General features: G+C 46.9%; 14 protein-coding genes. 2 read left to right on the forward strand and 12 right to left on the reverse strand.

Going from position 1 to position 16,538, the window contains the following annotated elements; genetic code table 11:
* Nucleotide 1: 1 nt before the first annotated feature.
* The 5 genes from ACKX2L_RS08465 to ACKX2L_RS08485 form a co-directional block, all read right to left on the reverse strand.
* Entirely contained in the window at nucleotides 2–1,081 is a 1,080-nt protein-coding gene (locus tag ACKX2L_RS08465) for a hydrogenase large subunit (protein WP_497553081.1), read from the reverse strand.
* Nucleotides 1,081–1,557: an NADH-quinone oxidoreductase subunit C gene (locus tag ACKX2L_RS08470; RefSeq protein ID WP_497551311.1), complete on the reverse strand. Its 477-nt coding sequence runs from the start codon at nucleotides 1,555–1,557 to the stop codon at nucleotides 1,081–1,083. The genes ACKX2L_RS08465 and ACKX2L_RS08470 overlap by 1 nt, the downstream gene beginning before the upstream one ends.
* Nucleotides 1,550–2,047: an NADH-quinone oxidoreductase subunit B family protein gene (locus ACKX2L_RS08475; protein ID WP_497551310.1), complete on the reverse strand. Its 498-nt coding sequence runs from the start codon at nucleotides 2,045–2,047 to the stop codon at nucleotides 1,550–1,552. Before ACKX2L_RS08475 ends, ACKX2L_RS08470 begins: the two co-directional genes overlap by 8 nt.
* Nucleotides 2,048–2,129: 82 nt before the next feature.
* Nucleotides 2,130–2,996: a respiratory chain complex I subunit 1 family protein gene (locus ACKX2L_RS08480; RefSeq protein ID WP_497551309.1), complete on the reverse strand. Its 867-nt coding sequence runs from the start codon at nucleotides 2,994–2,996 to the stop codon at nucleotides 2,130–2,132.
* A 1-nt stretch (nucleotide 2,997) separates the two neighbouring features.
* Nucleotides 2,998–4,899: an NADH-quinone oxidoreductase subunit 5 family protein gene (locus ACKX2L_RS08485; RefSeq protein WP_497553082.1), complete on the reverse strand. Its 1,902-nt coding sequence runs from the start codon at nucleotides 4,897–4,899 to the stop codon at nucleotides 2,998–3,000.
* Between the two features lie 459 nt (nucleotides 4,900–5,358).
* On the opposite strand from ACKX2L_RS08485, the gene hypA reads away from it, so the two are divergent.
* Nucleotides 5,359–5,703, forward strand: a complete 345-nt coding sequence (hypA, locus tag ACKX2L_RS08490) for a hydrogenase maturation nickel metallochaperone HypA (protein WP_497551307.1) — start codon at nucleotides 5,359–5,361, stop codon at nucleotides 5,701–5,703.
* A gap of 132 nt (nucleotides 5,704–5,835) precedes the next feature.
* Here hypA and ACKX2L_RS08495 read toward each other — a convergent pair whose 3' ends face one another.
* The 4 genes from ACKX2L_RS08495 to ACKX2L_RS08510 form a co-directional block, all read right to left on the reverse strand.
* Nucleotides 5,836–7,041 (reverse strand): aspartate aminotransferase family protein, encoded by a 1,206-nt coding sequence (locus ACKX2L_RS08495; RefSeq protein WP_497553083.1) that lies wholly within the window; start codon nucleotides 7,039–7,041, stop codon nucleotides 5,836–5,838.
* A gap of 2 nt (nucleotides 7,042–7,043) precedes the next feature.
* The gene (argB, locus tag ACKX2L_RS08500) at nucleotides 7,044–7,949 is read right to left on the reverse strand and encodes an acetylglutamate kinase (RefSeq protein WP_497551305.1); all 906 of its coding nucleotides are present in this window, start codon (nucleotides 7,947–7,949) and stop codon (nucleotides 7,044–7,046) included.
* Nucleotides 7,950–8,082: 133 nt separating this feature from the next.
* Nucleotides 8,083–9,321: a bifunctional glutamate N-acetyltransferase/amino-acid acetyltransferase ArgJ gene (gene argJ, locus ACKX2L_RS08505; protein WP_497553084.1), complete on the reverse strand. Its 1,239-nt coding sequence runs from the start codon at nucleotides 9,319–9,321 to the stop codon at nucleotides 8,083–8,085.
* A gap of 165 nt (nucleotides 9,322–9,486) precedes the next feature.
* Entirely contained in the window at nucleotides 9,487–9,918 is a 432-nt protein-coding gene (locus ACKX2L_RS08510) for a GNAT family N-acetyltransferase (RefSeq protein WP_497551361.1), read from the reverse strand.
* A gap of 861 nt (nucleotides 9,919–10,779) precedes the next feature.
* Here ACKX2L_RS08510 and ACKX2L_RS08515 point away from each other — a divergent pair.
* On the forward strand, nucleotides 10,780–12,018 hold the full coding sequence (locus tag ACKX2L_RS08515; RefSeq protein ID WP_497553085.1) for an argininosuccinate synthase: 1,239 nt from the start codon (nucleotides 10,780–10,782) through the stop codon (nucleotides 12,016–12,018).
* 130 nt (nucleotides 12,019–12,148) lie between these two features.
* Here the strand turns inward: ACKX2L_RS08515 and ACKX2L_RS08520 are convergent, their stop codons facing one another.
* The 3 genes from ACKX2L_RS08520 to ACKX2L_RS08530 form a co-directional block, all read right to left on the reverse strand.
* Nucleotides 12,149–13,030: an ATP-binding cassette domain-containing protein gene (locus ACKX2L_RS08520; RefSeq protein ID WP_497551302.1), complete on the reverse strand. Its 882-nt coding sequence runs from the start codon at nucleotides 13,028–13,030 to the stop codon at nucleotides 12,149–12,151.
* A 71-nt stretch (nucleotides 13,031–13,101) separates the two neighbouring features.
* Nucleotides 13,102–15,075, reverse strand: coding sequence for a hypothetical protein (locus tag ACKX2L_RS08525; RefSeq protein ID WP_497553086.1), 1,974 nt, complete (start codon nucleotides 15,073–15,075; stop codon nucleotides 13,102–13,104).
* Nucleotides 15,075–16,478, reverse strand: coding sequence for a hypothetical protein (locus tag ACKX2L_RS08530; RefSeq protein WP_497551300.1), 1,404 nt, complete (start codon nucleotides 16,476–16,478; stop codon nucleotides 15,075–15,077). Before ACKX2L_RS08530 ends, ACKX2L_RS08525 begins: the two co-directional genes overlap by 1 nt.
* Between the last annotated feature and the right edge of the window lie 60 nt (nucleotides 16,479–16,538).

The raw sequence follows: 16,538 nt of genomic DNA on the forward strand, positions 1-16,538 counted from the left end.
CTTATCTCTCGGTACAGCTGATGCAGGGATCGATGGTCAGAGCCAGGATTCCGACATCGGAATACTCACAGTTCTTCAGCATCTCGCAGAGGCCGGTCAGGTTAGCGAAAGTAGGAGTACGAAGTCTGAAACGATCCAGTTTCTTCGTGCCATTTGCCTTGACATAATAGATAGCCTCTCCTCTGGGCTGCTCGATCCGGTTGAAATACTCACCGTTCGGGTTACCCTTGACCGGATTGGAAAGTTCACCGGCCGGCATCTTGGCGAAGGCCTGACGGATCAGATCGATGGACTGGAAGACTTCCTTGACACGCACTTCGCAGCGGGCATAGGAATCACCATCATTCGAGATGATCGGTTCAAAATCCAGATCGCCATAAGCTTCATAGCCGAGTTTCCGCATATCATAAGACAAACCGGATGCTCTTGCAAAAGGTCCGCAGCAGCCCAGGTCATGAGCCTGTTCCTTGGTCAGACATCCGACGCCCTTCAAACGGGACTGTACGGAATAGTCCAGGAGGAAGGTCTTCTCAACTTCCTTCAGCTCTGCTTCCATCTCATCAAGCTGCTTTAAGATCTCTTTCTCCTGATCGGCATTGATGTCACGAAGGACTCCGCCGGGTTCATTGACGGAGAAGATCAGACGACCGCCGGTCGTCATCTCCAGAAGATCCAGGACCCGCTCACGGATCCTCCATGCTTGGTAGAAAAGGGACTCGAAGCCGAAAGCATCTGCCATGAGTCCAAGCCAGAGTAAATGGCTGTGCATACGGGCAAGCTCAGCCCAAATGGTTCTTAAATATTTGGCACGGGTCGGAACTTCCGCGTTCATGATCTTCTCGACTGCTTCTACATAGCCGAGGCCATGTCCGAAGGAGCAGATTCCGCAGGTTCTCTCAATGACATAAGTCATCTGCTTGAAATCACGCTTATCGGTCAGGCCTTCCAGACCTCTGTGAATAAATCCGATATTGGGAATGGCCTGGATGACCTTCTCATCTTCGATGACCAGATCCAAATGAATCGGCTCCGGCAGAACCGGGTGCTGCGGTCCGAAAGGAACAACACTTCTCTTACCCATTACTGTTCACCTCCGTTTTCCTTCACATCAGCTGCATCGGCTTCTGCCTTTTCTTGTTCTGCCTTTTCCTTATCCTCTTCCATCTTCTCAGCCATCAATTTCTTACCGGCTTCCGGAAGCATGGGATGAAGGACATCCTTGCCCAGACGGTAGAGTTTATCATTTAAATCAAAGGTGATCATCTCAATCCGGACGCCGAAAAGCTCCCGCATCTCATTTTCATAGAAGACAGCTGCCGGATAAATATTGGATACCGAAGGAACTTCCTGATCCAGGTCGATGACAACACGGATATTTTCAAAGCGATAAGCGTCATCATCCGAGAAGGAATAAGACAATTCGAACTTCTCATTGACATAAGCAGCGCAAGCCTGGTCAAAACGCAGACCTCTGTCTCTCATCTTCATCACTTCCATCAGAAGCTGCTCCAGAGGGACTTCAATCTGAACGTTTCCAGCATTGATAACCTCAGCCATTCTCTTCCTCCTTCTTTGCCTCTTCCTTCTTCAGATCCTCATAGGTCTTTCCGGCCTTCACAAGAGCATCGTGCTCCTGTGAACGCTTCTGGAAGAGGTCTCTTGCCTGAATAATTCCATCGATAATGGACTGAGGTCTTGCTGCACAGCCCGGTACATAGATATCAACAGGAATGACCGTATCCGCTCCACCCTTGATATTGTAGCAGTCCTTGAAGACGCCGCCTGTGCAGGCACAGACACCTACTGCTACTACAACCTTGGGACGGGGCATCTGGTCATAGATCTGTTTCACAACCGGCTCAGCCTGGGCATTGATTCCTCCGGTGATCAGAAGGATATCCGCCTGCATAGGGTCTCCGGTATTCTCGACGCCAAGACGCTCTGCATCATAAACCGGGGTCAGGCAGGCCAGGACCTCGATATCACAGCCGTTACAGCTCGATCCATCATAATGGATGAGCCAGGGCGATCTCTTTACATTTGCCATTTTATTTCCTCCAGAGAAATAGTTCTCACTTTGGTCTATATTTCTCGAAATATAGACCAGGTGAAAGATTCTTGCATTTTGCTTAACGAACCAGCATCAGAATGAGGAGGTTCAAACCGGAACAAAGCAGGGTAATGAACCAGGTCATCTTCAGCATCAGTTCCCACTTTACACGGGCGCTGGTATTATCGATCAGGATCTCAAGGAAGTAGACAGCCAGAATTACAAGAACTGCAGCCAGATAGCTCCAGGGATTCTTATTGATAATAAAGAGTGCAATTACGCCCAGAAGGAAGACATTCTCATACCATTCTGTAACATTGAATACACCGAGGTTCTTGCCGCCCATTTCTGTTGTGATACCCTTGACCAGCTCCTGGTGAGGATGATGGGATGCGGAGGTATCGAAGGGGGACTTCCGCATCTTGATGGTCAGGATGAAAACGAATGCGATAAAGAAACCGGGCATCTTCACGATCAGGCTGTAATCGGAATTCACAATGTTCGAGACATTGAAGGATCCGGTTGCCAGATAGAAGCCGACTGCCGTAAGGAGTACGGCCGGCTCATATGCCATCATCTGAACCAGTTCTCTCTGTGCTCCGATCGTGGAGTAAGGAGAATTGGTGATGACTGCAGCAAAGTAGAGGAAAGTTGCTGCAGTGGAAAGCACGAAGAAGCAAAGCAGAAGGTCGGTTCCGCCGAAGAACATACAGCCGGTCAGAATCATAAGTGCTGCATAGCTTAAAAGCAGAAAATGTACGGAGTGGTTTACGACAATGTACTGCTTCTTAAAGAGCTTTATGACATCGAAGAAAGGCTGACGGATCGGAGGTCCGATACGTCCCTGCATACGTGCGGAGATCTTACGGTCAAATCCCTCCAGGATTCCGCCGAGGCACGGTGCAAGTAAAATATAACAAAGGATAAGAATGATTCTTGTAACCATCTTAGAATGCACCTCCTATAATCATGCAGAGCATAACAATGATAACGGAAGCTGTCAGAAGCTGGCAGGGAAGCATGAGCTTTCTCTGTCCGAAGACATCCTTGAAGTAGAAGTTCGAAAGCTGAAGCTTGGTCTCTTCTCCCAGGGAGTTTACAAATCCATCATCGTGTCCCGTATTGATACCGCTCATATAAGAAAGCTTTTCATTTGCCTTCATGTTCTTAGAGAAGAGGTAGGATACAGCCGGTACCAGGAAGACGAAGACGATCAGAAGAACCAGAAGGTAGAGGATGGAGGTCGGAAGAACCTGTGCTCCCTTTCCGGAGGTGAACATCTCGTTCAGCATAGGCTGTACATAAGTCGTCGTAAGAAGCGGAACGAAGATACAAAGGGCAATCATCATGACCGTATGGATGACGATGGAGATCTTTTCATTGGGCTTTGTGATATCCTTGACCGGTTTCTCATTGGTAACAGCGATCAGTTTGCCCAGCCACTTGGTCCAGTAGAAGGATGTGGTAGCAGAACCGAAGACCACCATCAGAGTCATGATGATGTTATTCTCATCGACAGATGCCCGAAGTGCGGACCACTTGGAAATCAACATTCCAAAAGGTGCCAGGAACATGCCGGCAATACCGATGAACATGCAGGTTGCAAGCATGGGCAGACGATAAAGCAGTCCGTGCATCTTCTCAACGTCACGAGATCCGAGAGAGTTCTCGGTAGCACCGATATCCTGGAAAAGTAAGGACTTCGATACTGCATGGAAGATCATGAGGAAGGAACCGGCCCAGATGGTTTCCGGTGTTCCCATGCCTGCGCAGGCAACCATCAGACCGAGGTTACTGATGGTGGACATGGCCAGAACTTTCTTGCCATCGCTTTGTGCGATTGCCATAAAGGATGCAGCAAGGAAGGTAAAGCCGCCGACGAAAGAAATCATGGCTCCCGTAATGGTTCCGTGCATTGCCGGTGCCAGGCGGAAAAGAACATAGATTCCGGCCTTAACCATGGTCGCACTATGCAGCAGTGCAGAGGAAGGTGTCGGCGCAACCATGGCTCCAAGAAGCCAGGTCGAGAAAGGCAGCTGAGCAGCCTTGGTCAGTGCGGCAAAAGCAATCAGAGCAACCGGGATCATAGCGATCGCCTTCTTGGCGCCGTCTGCATTGACTGCAAAATTAATGAGATCCAGGAAGGAAATGCTCTTCTGGCTGTATGCGAAAACAAAGATGCCGATTGTCAGAGCACATCCGCCGAGTAAGTTCATCCAGAGGGCTCTGAAAGAATTCTTGATAGCGATCTCTTCTCTCGTATATCCGATCAGAAGGAAGGAACATACAGAAGTCGTCTCCCAGAAGAACTGGATCCATGTCAGGGAGTTGGACAGAACAAATCCGAACATGGCGCCGAGGAAGATAAAGAGGACCATAAAGAAGTAGTTTCTACGGTCGGTAACCCAGCTATGAACATAGTGATGATAGCCATGCATATATCCGACGGCATAGATAACGATCAGGGATCCGATGATCCCGATGATGATGCACATCAGAATAGACAGGTGATCAATGTAGACCCGGGACATCTTCTCCATGCTCTCTGTCTTCGGTCCCCAAAGTTCGAGGTAAGCGATGGCAAGAGTCGGTACAATAGACAGAATGGATACCCAGGCTCTGTGATATTTAAATGACAGGAAGGTCACAACAATCATCAGTACAAACTCGCCGACAAGAGTCATATCATCCGCAAGCTTTGTATTGGCATAGAGATACATCGGCTGAGATCCCCCCAATGCCCATTGTGTAACCAGAATACCAACACCGATCATAATCAGAACGGCACTGATATAGGCAATTGCATTCCGTACTCTGTTCGCCTTGGGGTTGACCGGAATGATCAACATCAAGAAGGCTACCAGAAACGGAAAAATGATGAGAAAAGGTACTATCGGTAAAGCAGACATTTTCTCAACTCTCCTTTCATACTTTAACAGTTAAGCCTCCATGTTAAAAGAATAGCGAAAAAGAATTGTGCATAATTATCTGTCATTTAGAACAATTCTATGAGCAATTTCGTTATTTTTTTAACAACCATAAGCATCATACTCTTATTTGGGAAACGATTCAATCCGGGCTTCGGTACATTTTGTCTAAAATGAAGTTCTTTTATTGTACTTTATCTCGTACATTTCAAACGGCCGGGAAGGGATGAGGCAGGGGCAGGAGCTTTTATTTACATCAACTGTTCTTTCCTATAAAATAATGCATGGAATATGAATCAAGTTCCATTTTCTATGAATCAAGTTCCATTTTTAATAACCTTTTAGCTATGCTTTTTGTTAGAAAGACAGGGGACAAGGAACATGCATGAATTGAGTTATATGATGCGGATGGTCGATACGGCCCTCTCTGCCTGTAAAGAAAATGATCTCACCGACGTATCTGAACTCGTCATCAAAGTCGGTGAGACCACAGGTCTGATTCCTCATTTTCTCGAGGACTATTATCCTCAGTGTGTCAAGAATACGATCTTAGAGAATTCCAAGCTGACAATCAACTTTGTCCCGGTCACAGCCCGCTGTGAGGACTGCGGAACAGAATATAAACCGTCCCGGGAAAACTCCTACCGCTGTCCCAACTGCAAGAGCATTCATTCGAAGATCATTGCCGGCCGGGAATTTACCCTGGAGCGGATCATAGGAGAGTGATTTTTTTCTCATTAACCTCTTTCATAAGCTTTCCCCATTCTGCCGGACGAAAAACGGAACGGATGCTTTTTTATCATCTATCATATTCCGCATTAATATAATCGAACCCAAATCGGACTTCTGACTCTACCCCTAGCTCTCAAATTCCTTTAATACGCTGCCAAGTATATCCATGGCCTGGTCAATTTCTCCTTCTTCGATGACCAGGGGCGGCAGGAGACGGATCACATTTCCTGCAGCCGAAAGAATGATCAGTCCCTTGTCCAGGGCCCTCTTTACCACCTGTCCAACCGGGATAGACGGTTTTAACAAAAGACCTTGCATAAATCCCATTCCACGATGGCCCATGAGGCTGTTATGATTAAGGCAGAGTTCCTCCATTTTTGCTTCGAAATATGGAGCCGTCTTCTCGACATGATCCGGCAGATGGAACTCTTCCATTAAATCGCAGACCGTAGAAACTGCAGTGCAGACGAGAGGATTTCCTCCATATGTAGATCCATGATCGCCAGGTTCCAGAGAATTCTCTGCCACTCTTTCTGTGGTAAGGAAGGCTCCGACCGGCACACCGCAGCCGAGCGCTTTGGCACTGGCCAGGATATCCGGTTTGATACCGTATTTCTGCCAGGTAAAGAAGGCGCCGGTCCGGCCCATACCACATTGCACTTCATCGAAGATCAAAAGAATATCCTTCTCATCGCAGAGCTTTCGCACGTTCCGAAGAAATTCCGGATCTGCAGGATAGACACCACCCTCTCCCTGAACCGGTTCCAGCAGAATGGCACAAGTCATGTCATTGACCGCTCGTTTTACCGTCTGAAAATCATTAAAGTCCGCGAAATGTACCCCATCCATCAGAGGATAGAAAGGCTCCCTGTAATGAGTGGTTCCTGTCACAGAAAGGGAGCCGACCGTCCGGCCATGGAAACTGTGCTGCATGGCTACGATCTCATGGCCTGCCTTCTGATCCCTGAGATAGGCATATTTCTTCGCTGTCTTGATGGCACCTTCGATTGCCTCCGCTCCGGAATTGGTAAAAAAGACCCGGTCCATACCTGACAGGCGCGTGATCTTCTCTGCTGCATCTATCATCGGGAGATGATAATAGAGATTACTGGTATGCGTCAGTTTATCGATCTGATTTTTTAAGGCATTCTGGTAGGCCTTGACACCATAACCCAAGGCATTGACTCCGATCCCCGATCCGAAATCGAGATAAGCCTTTCCATTGGTATCATAGAGATAAACTCCCTCTCCATGATCAAAAACAACCGGAAAACGCGAATATACATGAAGCATTTTTTGATCTGCCCGACGGATTTCATCCTGCATACTCATTTTCATTCCTCCTCTTCCTCATGAAAACGCTCGGCATCGTTTCGGATCAGGGCCGTTCCGATACCTCTGTTGGTGAAAATCTCCAGAAGCAGGCAGTGGGCGATTCGTCCGTCCAAAATGTGGACCCTGTGAACACCATGCTCCACGGCATCGATACAATTCTGAAGTTTCGGAAGCATACCACCCTGGATCGAACCATCTTCAATCAAGGCTTTGGCTTCATCGACGGTCAATTCTGAAATCAGGGAATCCGGATCTTTCGGATCCCGATAGACGCCTTCCGTGTCAGTAAGGAAGGCCAGCTTTTCCGCTTCCAGAGCTCTGGCAATGGCACAGGCTGCGTCATCTGCATTGATATTATAGGTCTGATATTCATCATCCATGCCAATCGGGCAGACGATCGGGAGGAAGTCCTGATCCAGAAGATCCAGAAGGATCTTGGGATTCACGGCTTTAATGTCACCGACAAAACCGATATCCCGGCCATCCGAATATTTCCGGTCAACACGGAGAAGTCCGCCATCCTTTCCGGAGATACCGACCGCATTGACGCCAAGGGCTTCTACACGCTGCACCAATGACTTATTGACCCGGTTTAAAACCATTTCGGCAATTTCCATGGTATCTTCATCCGTTTTCCTCAGGCCGTTAATGAATTCCGGCTCCTTTCCGGTCAGGCGGACCCACTTGCTGATCTCCTTGCCGCCGCCATGAACGATGATCGGGCGAAAGCCGACCAATTTCAGGAGTGTGACATCCTGGATCACATGCGTCTTCAATTCCTCATCGACCATAGCTGAGCCACCGTACTTTACAACAATGATCTTGCCGTTGAATCGTTGAATATAAGGCAGGGCCTCAACCAGCACACTGGCTTTTTTCATGACTTCCTTCATATAAGTTTCCATATCTTTTTTCTTCTTTCCTTTTTTATCCTTCTTTTTCTTCTTTTCAATTGTTCACACAGGCAAAGAGATCAGCTTCCTTACCAACAACACTTCTTCCTTCGATGTAGTATTTATGTGAACACAGGCAAAGGGATCAGCTCCTGTAATCCGCGTTGATCTTCACATAATCGTAAGTCAGATCGCATCCATAAGCCTCTGCGCAAGATTCGCCGCTCTTCATATCGCAGATGGCCGTCACTTCCTTTGCCGAAAGGATCTTTGTTGCCTCCTCCTCACTATAGTTCAGAGCAACCCCATTTTCGACGAGTTTCATCTTCCCATTTGCACTTTCGAAATAAAGGTCTACATTTTCCGGGCGAAAATAGACACCGGAATAGCCGAGGGCGCAGAGGATCCGGCCCCAGTTGGCGTCCTTTCCGAAGATCGCGGCTTTGGTCAGATTGGAGGTGATGACTGCCTTGGCAAGTGTCCGGGCATCTGCATCGTTTCCGGCATGAAGTACCTGGGCGATAAAAAGGTGGCTTGCCCCTTCTCCGTCGCCGGCAATCTGCTTCGCCAGGTCTTTCGTGACGAAATGCAGAGCGTCGACGAAAGTCTGATAGGCATCCGTATCCATTGTGATCAGAGGGTTTTCTGCGGCTCCGTTTGCCAGAAGGACACAAGTATCGTTGGTCGAGGTGTCTCCATCCACGGAAACCATGTTGAAGGTGTCATTGACGCAAGTTTTCAAGGCCTCCATCAAAGCCCATTTCTCGATCTCGCAGTCGGTCGTAAGAAAGCACAGCATGGTGCCCATGTTGGGATGGATCATGCCGGAGCCCTTGGTCATGCCGCCAATGGTACATTTCTTGCCCTGGATCTCGAACGTTACGGCGCATTCCTTGGGATGAGTATCCGTTGTCATGATTGCCTTGGCAGCATCATGACCGGCAGAAAGTCCCGGTGCAAGTTTTGGAACCATGGCAGAGACGCCGGCCAGAACTTTATCCATGGGAAGCTGCATGCCAATGACACCGGTGGATGCTACGAGAACGGCATTGCTCTTGATATTCAGAAGCTTTGCTGCCTGATCTGCTGTCTCCTGACAAGCCTTCAAGCCTTGCGCACCGGTGCAGGCATTGGCGATGCCGGCATTGATTACGACGGCATGGAGATCTGCGGTGTTCTCTGTTCGCATCCGGTCGAATTCGACCGGTGCTGCCTTGACCACATTTCTGGTATAGGTTCCGGCCGAGCGACAGGGAAGTTCGCTATAGATCATTGCCATATCATCTCTTCCGTTGTACTTGATGCCTGCTCCGGTATGGGCCGCCTGAAAGCCCTGTGCTGCGGTAACACCGCCTTCGATCTTCTCTAATTTGGATACTGCCATGAAGTTCCTCCATTCCAAGTGATATCTGAGTGAATGATTTCTCTATGTGTATTGGTTATTCTAAAAGTGATATCTGAATGAATTATTTCTCTATGTGTATTAGTTATTCTAAAAGTGATATCTGAATGAATTATTTTTCTATGTATATTGATTATTCTAATATGGTCAACCATTAAAACGAATAATATTTTCTTCATTTAATATGAATTCATATTGATTCAGATCTGTCCTCCGGGTCCAGCCTTCGGCATTCCAGAATTCATTTCCTATTTGATTGTTCTGGAAGGCAACCAGTGAAATCTTCGAAACTTTCTCCCGATGAAGGGCACGCATACAGGCAAGGACCATTTCCTTCCCGATACCACGTCTTCGGAAATCTTCCCTGACACTGACATGATAAAAAGATGCAGTCCGGCCATCATGCCCACAGAGGATGCTGCCGATGATTTCTTTCTTCCATTCCGCTACCACGCTGATACCGGGATTTCTTGTCAGGAATCGCTCCACGCCCTCCCTGGCATCATCAATGGATCGGATCCCAAATCCATGGATCGTCATCCATAAGGCATGAACCTGATCGAAATCTTCCATTGTCATAGGCCGAATGACGATGGAGGAGTCTGCTAAATTTGAGACATCTGCTTTTCTTTTATTTTCTATTATTTTCTGTTCCATCTGACACTCTTCTATCTAATCCTGTTCCATTTGATGTTCTTCTATCTCATCTTGTTCTATCTGAAGCTCTTCTATCTCATCTTGTGCCATTTGAAGCTCTTCTATCTCTTCAAAGAAGATTCACTAGACTGGAATTCGATATATGAAAACTTTTCAAAATCATGCGCATTTCTTACTGGAAAAAAGCATTTTTTCTGCCATAAAAATCGATATATAAAATCTTTTGAATTTGATGCTATAAAATCAGCCCAAAAACACGCATGATTTTGAAAAGTTTTCATATATCGATTTTCCAGCCCCAAATCAGATTCATTTGCCATATGAATTACGCATGATTTTCAAAAGTTTTCATATATCGAATTTCCAGCCCCAAATCAGATTCATTAGCCATATGAATGACGCATGATTTTCAAAAGTTTTCATATATCGATTTTCCAGCCAAAAATCAGGTTCATTAGCCATGTGAATTACGCATGATTTTCAAAAGTTTTCATATATTAATAAGGTCGATTTCTAAAGCCTGTTTACAACATATGAAGCTCATCATGATAACGTTTATGTTTTGCATTATTATACATTTGAATCCTCTTCTATTCAAGGTTGAATTGCACATAAAATTTATATTTATTCTCAACAAATTGAATATATTTTCACTTGCACATCTTCACCTGATGGTGTATATTCTTCGTAAACAAGCGAGAAAGTCGAAAGTTGATCACTTTGGCAAGGCTCGCATCGGTTTATATTTATCCAATCAGGTAGGAAAAGAAAAGAGGACGAACTATGGCTAAGGAAAAAGTAATTCTGGCATATTCCGGCGGACTTGATACAACAGCAATCATTCCGTGGCTGAAAGAAACTTATGACTACGATGTCATCTGCTGCTGTGTGGACTGCGGACAGGAAGAGGAACTGGACGGACTGGAAGAGCGCGCCAAACTCTGCGGTGCTTCCAAACTTTATATCGAAGACATCTGTGATGAGTTCGCGGATGACTATATCGTCCCCTGCGTGATGGCGGATGCCGTTTACGAAAATAAATACCTCCTCGGCACATCGATGGCTCGTCCCGGCATTGCAAAGAAGCTGGTTGAGATTGCACGGAAAGAAGGCGCGACCGCGATCTGTCACGGTGCGACCGGTAAAGGCAATGACCAGATCCGTTTCGAGCTCGGCATCAAGGCCCTGGCTCCGGATATCAAGATTATCGCCGCTTGGCGGGATCCCCACTGGACTATGCAGTCCCGTCAGGAAGAGATCGACTACTGCAGGGCGCATGGCATCGACCTTCCCTTCTCGGTTGACCAGTCTTACAGCCGTGACCGGAACCTCTGGCATATCTCTCATGAAGGTCTGGAACTTGAGGATCCTTCCAAGGAACCAAATTACGACCATCTCCTGGTTCTTACCACTCCCCCGGAAAAGGCTCCGGATGAAGCTGAATATGTCACTATGACTTTTGAAGCCGGCGTTCCGACCTCTGTGAATGGAAAGAAAATGAAAGTTTCGGATATCATCCGTGAACTGAATCGTCTGGGCGGCAAGCACGGCATCGGTATCATTGATATCGTTGAGAACCGTGTTGTCGGCATGAAGTCCCGTGGCGTCTATGAGACTCCCGGCGGAACCATCCTGATGGAAGCTCACAAGCAGCTGGAGGAGCTGATCCTTGACCGTGAGACCCTTGCAGTGAAGAAGGACATGGGAAACCGTCTTGCCCAGATCTGCTACGAAGGCAAGTGGTTTACACCTCTCTGTGATGCCATTCAGGCTTTCGTAAAGTCCACACAGAAGTATGTTACCGGCGAAGTCAAGTTCAAGCTCTACAAGGGCAATATTATCAAGGCCGGCGAGACCTCTCCGTACTCTCTCTATAATGAATCTCTGGCTTCCTTCACAACCGGTGATCTCTATGATCATCATGACGCCAGCGGCTTCATCACCCTCTTCGGTCTCCCGCTGGTTGTAAGAGCCAAGAAGATGCAGGAAGTTGAAAAACTGCAGGGCAAGAAGACGGAGTGAAAATTGCCCGGGTAATGTATCCCTTTTCAAAACAGAATGTAAACATAAATCAGGGGCGTGAAAACACGTCCCTGATTTTTTCATTCATTCATCTGCCGGCTATGTCTTTCGCTGATTCCAGATTCCTGTGTCAGAAATGCTCTAGGTAGAGATAGACATCCTCGAGTTCCGGCTCCGATGCTGAGAGTCCCGGGAATTCTTCTGGCTCTCCTTGTACAATGATCCGGACATGATTCTTCCCTTTGCCGGAAAAGCGGACATTCGAAACCAGAAATTCTTTCTGCTCTTTCAGCTTTGCCAGCTCTTCATTCGAAAGTTTCCCGTCAAAGACCTTTCCCTTCACCCCCTGTAGGAGCTCGGACGGTGTGCCCTCCGCGACTTTCTGTCCTTTCTTTATCACGATAATATGATCTGCGATGAACTCAATATCCGAAATGACATGGGTCGCCAGGAGAACGATCTTTCCTGTTGCAATTTCGCTGATAAAATTTCGGATTCGGATTCGTTCCTCCGGATCGAGCCCCGCCGTCGGCTCATCCATGATCAAAATCTTCGGATCATTCAGAAGCGCTTGGGCAATCAGCAGGCGCTGTTTCATGCCTCCGGAATATCCACGGATCTTTTCAAAGCGGGCTTGGTTTAGATTGACGATAGAAAACAATTCCTCGACCTTCTGCCTGGTTTCTTCCTTAGATAATCCTTTCAGCGCAGCCATATACCAGAGAAATTCCTCTCCGGTAAAATCTTCATAAAGGTTCTGCTGCTGTGGCATATAGCCGAGGACGTCACGATAAGTCGCTCCGAGAGAAAGCACGTTTTCTCCTTCCCAGACAAGGCATCCCTCTGACGGAGCCAGGTTCAAGGTCATGAGATTCATGAGTGTCGACTTTCCGGCACCGTTCGGTCCAAGAAGCCCATAGACTCCGGGAACAAATTCTTCGGAAAATCCGGAGAGAGCATAGGTCTTCCCTCTGTCATAGGATTTCCCGAGATTCTGCAACTCAAGTTTCATAACTTATTCACACCTTTCCGATTTCTTTTACGGACTACTGAATCACTTACCAAAAATACCGGAGCCCTTAACTACAGCAGTTTCAAGAGGAGCACCGGAATACTGATGTGAAAACCGAAGCAAAGGATCCCAAGGGCTGCAAGGATCATGAGTCCTAACCCAAAAACAATTGCCGGCTGTTTCATTCCAAATACCGCCTTTTCAACAAACAAAGAGAAGAAGGAAAAAATAGCTAAGCGGATCAGAAAGCAAAGAAAGAGCACTGTCCCTATTGCCATTGATGACCGGAAGGACTCGCTTGTAAACCACTGCATCTGGCTTCCGAAGCATCGACCCTGATCGATCCGGTAATAAGACCAGATCTCCGGCAACTGCATCGAAAGAAAGGAAACAAGCGACAGGATCCAAAATACATCTTTTTTCGCCCTTCGGATCCCTTCTGTTCCCGTCTTCGTCGGTCCGAGAAGCCCCATCATCTTTCTCTGGCTGTCGAAGCTTTCCAGAGAACAAGTGAGTAAAAGGAGCAGAATTCCGGAAGCAAGAAAGAAGAGAACATCAGACCGATAATCCCGGAATTCGTTGAGATAACTGTATTCATCCAAAAGATACTTGCCCTGCAGACCGCCATCCATAGCTGATAGCGAGTCTCGTTGGCTTTCCACCATCTCGAGTCCCTCCTCCATCTGCTGATACTCGATGGAAAGAAATTCCATCTGAATCCGGTCATCCGCATTCTCCGGATCGAGAGACTGCATTTTTTCGGAAAGGACATCCTGCTCTTTTCTCTGATCCTCAATGAAACGAAGACTTCTCTCCGTCACTTTCCCACTACATTGCGACAGCAGTCCATGATAGGCTCCGATTCGGACTTCTGCATACTGGCGGTCCCTGTTCACATAGCGGAAGGAACATAGTACAAGGAAGAAAAGGACGAGAAGAACGAGCCAGCGATGCTGATGCAGGAGTACCTTCTTCCATTCTTCTGCAGTAACACGCGCCGACCGAATCTTTCCAAAGATTCGAGAGCGGAAAAAGAGGGCCAGCCGCTCGAGCGGACTCTCTCCAGCAATCTGGAAACTCCGGGAGAAGACACAGATTCCTGCTGTCAAAAGAGCTGCCGAGAGAAGAGTTCCGAAAGCAAGTGAAACGATACTCATCGATAATGGAAATCCAAAGAGATTGAGATTCAGATAGACTCCGAGCCCTGCTTCCATATTCCATTGGGTAAAGAGATTCACCGCCCAGAGGCCGTTCCACGTGCTGTCCGATGTCAGCCGCAGCGAAAAAAAAAGCTCCAGAACCAGAAAAGCCGCTGTAATGATCTCAGCGATTCCACTTCTTCGGAAGAGAAGTTGCAAAGAAAAAGCGATTGAAAAAAGGACTATCAGACATAGAAACCGCACAAGGAACATGTAGAAGACAGTCTGAAGAATCGTGAAATTTCCGGATGTGTTTCGGAAGATCTCAAGAGTCTGTATTCCTGAGGTCAGCGGATCCGGGCCATACCGAAAGAGTAAGAGACCCCACCCGCTTCCTTCCTGAAGAAGGAGAACAAGGAGCAGGGTCAAAAGACCGGTAAGGTATTTCGCTTTGGCAAAAGACCCGTGACCGCACCGACAGCCCTTAGTGAGTAGATAGAGTCCCCGTTTCCGCTCCGACTGTACCAGAAGATTCGAGAGAAGAAGGACGAAAATGGCAGAGAACCAAAATCCGGAAAAATACTTCGCATAGGAATAAATTGCACGGTAATCTCCCTTCTGCATCTTTGGAATATGCACCTTTCCGTAATCTTCCCTTGTCTTCGCGAGATTTCTCCGGTAAAACGCACTCTCACCATCTGCAGATTCTTCCAGTTTTTCTGTCTGAACGGGAACCTGTTCCAAAAAAGACGCATATGTCTCCTGACTTTCAGTAAGGTCTCCTTTCGGTGTCTTCCCGGCAGACCGATCCAGGGTGAAGATATTTCCCACCAGAAGAAGGATCATAAGGAGAAGAAAGAACGGCTGATAAAAAAGTTTTCGAAATTCTGCTGAGATCAGACGCATCATTCCTCCTTTGGGGACACGACGGAATCTGAGGAATCTTCATGTGGAATCGTTGCAACGACTTCAGATGTCCAGGACTGTCCATGTAGACTTCCGAGTTTCTTTTTATTCCACTTATGGAGTTCATAAGCCGAACCAGCTTTATTCAGACAAAGATTATATCGATAATCTCCGATTCCAATACGGATATCTGATGAAGGGAAATAGGTACCTCCTTCCTCGGTAAATATGTCACATTCCTTCCTGTCCTTATCGAATACCTCTGTAGTGACGGTGAAACTATTTTCTGAACCTGTACCTGTTTGACCCATCTCAGACTCTATTCCCTGCTGGCTGTTTCCAGATCCTGTGCTCTGACGGGAGGCAAGAAGTGCCTGATATTCCTGCTTGTTCAAATCAGACAGGAATAAATGGTCCTTATCCGCATACAAAAGGTTCCATGCCAGAATGTCTTTTTTCTCCACTTTTACATCAGATCCGTCCGGTTTGCAGGAATACAGAAAAGTTTTAGCCTCAAGATCATACGCGTGTGTCATATCCTGCATCGTGAAAAAAATTCTGTCCTGAAATGGCACCACGTTGTCAATCATATCCGTCTGTTTTTTTCCATCCGGGTGGACTGTCGTCTTTTTCTTAGTTTCGACATTGTACACATAAATAGCGCTTTGAAAATGATCCAGATAGTTATCATCGCCAGCCTCAGCGTCTTCACTGCAATAATTGATATACAGATATTTCCCGTACGCAGATATAGGCTTCAAGCTGGAGCGAACACTTACCTTCGGTTTCATGAGTGTATGAATATGTCCGGGATGATCCAGTTTCAGATAATCCAGTTCGGCATAGAATTTTCCTTCCTTATCGGTATACTCCCTTGCGAAATAAAGGACTCCCCGATGCTGGATCATTTCATTACAATTAGATACCCAAGACGCAATCCGGTCCCGTGATTTCCCATCCTTAGAGATCCGGTCAATATGCCAGTTCTTTTCATCATTTTTACCCTCCTGGGCTTCATAAGCGAAATAAATATTATTCTTATAGTAAAAGAGACTGTAAGACCAGTTATAGTCCTTAGGCACCGGCTTCCAGGGGATATAGGCAGTGCATTTCCCTTTCCGGTCCTCTTCCGTTTCCTTTTGATGCAGGCAATTCGCTTTGCTGCACAGTGGCTTGCATATATTGTTTTTCGGGTCATATTTCATCAAATAATTCTGACAAACGAAATAAAGATTGTTGTCTGAATCCGCGGTTTGGATATTCCATGAGATATTTCCACCATCGGACGCATATTGGTACTGATAATCCGTATCTCTGTCAAAGCCTTCCGGACCCTTGTCAGAACTGCAAGACACAAATAAGAGAGTAATAATCACAGAAATGGTCAAAAGCTTCTTTTTCATAACAGTCCCTCATGAATAGGAGGATATTTCTCCTCATGCTTCTCCTTTCATGGATTGAGA

It is taken from the genome of Porcibacter vitabionis (assembly GCF_046263795.1).
Taxonomy (GTDB): Bacteria; Bacillota; Clostridia; order Lachnospirales; family Lachnospiraceae; genus Lachnocurva.

What these genes read in the sequence shown, in the direction of transcription:
- ACKX2L_RS08465 (WP_497553081.1), bottom strand. Translation starts at nt 1,081, where the DNA reads ATGGGTAAGAGAAGTGTTGTTCCTTTCGGACCGCAGCACCCGGTTCTG.
- ACKX2L_RS08470 (WP_497551311.1), bottom strand. Translation starts at nt 1,557, where the DNA reads ATGGCTGAGGTTATCAATGCTGGAAACGTTCAGATTGAAGTCCCTCTG.
- ACKX2L_RS08475 (WP_497551310.1), bottom strand. Translation starts at nt 2,047, where the DNA reads ATGGCAAATGTAAAGAGATCGCCCTGGCTCATCCATTATGATGGATCG.
- ACKX2L_RS08480 (WP_497551309.1), bottom strand. Translation starts at nt 2,996, where the DNA reads ATGGTTACAAGAATCATTCTTATCCTTTGTTATATTTTACTTGCACCG.
- ACKX2L_RS08485 (WP_497553082.1), bottom strand. Translation starts at nt 4,899, where the DNA reads ATGTTGATCATTCCGGTCAACCCCAAGGCGAACAGAGTACGGAATGCA.
- hypA (WP_497551307.1), top strand. Translation starts at nt 5,359, where the DNA reads ATGCATGAATTGAGTTATATGATGCGGATGGTCGATACGGCCCTCTCT.
- ACKX2L_RS08495 (WP_497553083.1), bottom strand. Translation starts at nt 7,041, where the DNA reads ATGAGTATGCAGGATGAAATCCGTCGGGCAGATCAAAAAATGCTTCAT.
- argB (WP_497551305.1), bottom strand. Translation starts at nt 7,949, where the DNA reads ATGGAAACTTATATGAAGGAAGTCATGAAAAAAGCCAGTGTGCTGGTT.
- argJ (WP_497553084.1), bottom strand. Translation starts at nt 9,321, where the DNA reads ATGGCAGTATCCAAATTAGAGAAGATCGAAGGCGGTGTTACCGCAGCA.
- ACKX2L_RS08510 (WP_497551361.1), bottom strand. Translation starts at nt 9,918, where the DNA reads ATGACAATGGAAGATTTCGATCAGGTTCATGCCTTATGGATGACGATC.
- ACKX2L_RS08515 (WP_497553085.1), top strand. Translation starts at nt 10,780, where the DNA reads ATGGCTAAGGAAAAAGTAATTCTGGCATATTCCGGCGGACTTGATACA.
- ACKX2L_RS08520 (WP_497551302.1), bottom strand. Translation starts at nt 13,030, where the DNA reads ATGAAACTTGAGTTGCAGAATCTCGGGAAATCCTATGACAGAGGGAAG.
- ACKX2L_RS08525 (WP_497553086.1), bottom strand. Translation starts at nt 15,075, where the DNA reads ATGCGTCTGATCTCAGCAGAATTTCGAAAACTTTTTTATCAGCCGTTC.
- ACKX2L_RS08530 (WP_497551300.1), bottom strand. Translation starts at nt 16,478, where the DNA reads ATGAAAAAGAAGCTTTTGACCATTTCTGTGATTATTACTCTCTTATTT.